This window comes from Roseibium sp. RKSG952, assembly GCF_009711355.1.
In genome coordinates, this window is record NZ_SMMF01000604.1 from 1 (window position 1) to 2,439 (window position 2,439).

The 2,439-nt window shown below is 59.6% G+C and carries 2 protein-coding genes; one reads left to right on the top strand and one right to left on the bottom strand.

Going from position 1 to position 2,439, the window contains the following annotated elements; translation table 11 throughout:
• The first annotated feature begins 152 nt into the window (after positions 1 to 152).
• Positions 153 to 587 carry a hypothetical protein gene (locus E1297_RS02730; RefSeq protein ID WP_155133596.1) on the top strand — a complete coding sequence of 145 codons (435 nt, stop codon included), beginning with the start codon at positions 153 to 155 and terminating at the stop codon, positions 585 to 587.
• Positions 588 to 1,042: 455 nt separating this feature from the next.
• On the opposite strand, the gene E1297_RS02735 is transcribed toward E1297_RS02730, so the two are convergent.
• Positions 1,043 to 2,439, bottom strand: a 1,397-nt coding sequence (locus tag E1297_RS02735) for a hypothetical protein (protein ID WP_209015610.1), incomplete at its 5' end; no start/stop codon positions are given.

Here is a 2,439-nt window from a genome sequence, read left to right on the forward strand (position 1 = left end):
TGAAATGGGGCGTCCCTTGAAGGGAACGCGTTTCTTCAGCCGCGACGGCAAGAGATGTCGAAGCCGTTTTATCGTCTGATCCCTTCAGCGATATCGCATCGCTGCTCGCGCGAGAACTGGACGAACGGAGCCTTGAGGGTTTCCGGGACGAAATGGCGGCCGAGCATGGCGGCTCTGCTTCCCGGAAAGCGCTGGCCTACACCAAGGCCGCGTTAAACTGGGCGAGACGCCATCATTCCGCAGCGGCTGGACTCGCGGGCGTCTCCGGCTGGTGGCGCGACGTGTCCTCAGTCCATATCGAGAAGAACAAGGACAGAATGCCGGTGGTTGAAGATGTCGGCATGACCCTTGCGTTGGCAGAGGCTTTCCGTCGAGCGCCCGGACGAGCCATCAACATTGAGGCGTCGGACCGGACAATCCTCGGGTTGTGGCTGCTCGCGTTCACTGTACAGCGCCGTGCCATCGTCGGCGTTGAACGCCAATACCTCATTAGTGATGATCGGCATGGCGAGGGTTACCGCCCGCTGCTGGCTCCCTTCCCCTCCCTTCCCGGAGGAAGGGCTTTTGCTCATACGAGAATTGTTTGAGAAGAACGCGAAGAGCGCAAACCGCCGGTGGAAATGCCACAAGACTGCGAAGAGGCAGGTAGGCCGCCCGCAGTACCGATGCCGCTCTGCTCACCACATCGTGCTTTCGTGGCATTTTCTGCAAATCGGCACAGCGTAGGGAGATGGTCTGGGGTATTCAGAACTGTACGGCTCTTCAATCAAACCCTGACACGATCCACACTCGGGGAATGGGGTTTCGCGATGTCCTTTTAGGTAATCTCTGGAATGCTCCGCAAGCGCACTCAAACGCTCCAAATCCTGACGAAAAGTACTGAGACGATCTTCATCGAGGATTTCTGCTATCTGCGCTGGACTCGAGCCGAGAAATTCCCAGTACAAGCTTTTCAGATCATAGGAGGCATCGGCTGTTAGGCATCCTAACTTTGTCATTTTCTCATTCCTTTCTCGAGAGGTTTTTCCGTCCGATCAGGCGGTCAGGCGACGTCGGTCATTTGCTCTGGGGGTGGTCGCGGATCGTCGTTGTCCGGATTGAAAGAGCGACCGATCTTCGCAAGCGCCGCGACCACATCTTCCGGCTCCGGATGCACGGCGTGATCCGGAAGTCTTTTGATCGCCTCGACGATCTGATGACGTCCTCCGGAGCCGGAGTCTGCGATTTCGTGTGCAATCCGATACGCCCAACGGACGCGGGCTTCGGCCATCGAAGCGACGTCGACGTCGTCTTGCGCCCGCCTAGCCGCATCTGCGCGGCGCAGGTACCAGGCCTCAATTCTCGAAGCGTCCGCTAAAGTGTCGGCCACCGCAAACTCAAACCCGACCTCACCGTGAAATTCAACGCGCCGAAGGAAAGTCGAGACAAGTCCATGACGGAGCCAACGGCTCCATGTCGGCGCTTCAACTTGCCCGACGATGTGGTCTCGTTCCTCGACCACCTGTTCGCCAACTTCGGCATCGTTTTCCGGCTCGATGCCTAGTTTTTTGGCGAGCTGCCACGAGACGCGACAGGACTGCGTTCCAGGCATGACTTCCACATACTCGGCCCACATCCTTTTCGCCCATTCGTCGCCGGAAAAGGCGAGTTCGGCGAGGTCCCACGGGGTCAAGCTCTGCCCTTCGGCGGCACGGGTCTGCGCCTTGGACGGGCCGCCGGCCGCTTCCCAAGCAGCAGACCCCTTCGCGGCGTAATCCCCGGCCATTTCCGGATTGTCGCAGACACGGATCTTCGTGCCGTGCTTCTTCGAAATCCACCCTCCAGCCTTTCGGATCTCGGCGGCGTAGCGATTTGCAACGGCCTGTCCTGCAACCTCGGCGGCTTCCCGGAGAGAAGCGTTTTCGTCTTCGGCGGCAATCGCGGCTTCAACGGCTTCAGACGTCGGGTCGATGATAACCAACAAGTGTTGATGATAGTGCCATCCGTTTTTCCGCGAGATCGTCGTTTCTTTTCCCGGAATGACACCAACGATTCCATGATCGCGTTGGAGTTTTTTCCACTCACGTCCGCCGCGCGCCGAGTGAGAAGCGCCTTCGACGAGCCCTTTCACCTCTTTCAGGGACTGCTGCGCGGTATGATGCGCGGTGAGTGCGAGCGCGGCGACAAGCATTCCCTTGTCCTGCGCGGAGGCGACGACCCGCGCGATCTTTTCTTTTCGCTCCACGGCCTTTTGCGGCGCGCAGACCGGGCAGAGCCACGGCGAGCCACAGCGGTATACACCCGAGACACCCGCGCGGGTCGTACCACCCGGGGCCGGACGAAGATGAATATTTACGTGCCCGGGTGCACCGGGGTGAGTCGCCGGGGTTCCACACCCACAGACAGATGGTCCGCGTTCGAGCGGATCGGCCGGACGGCAGAGTTTCCTCACACGATCAA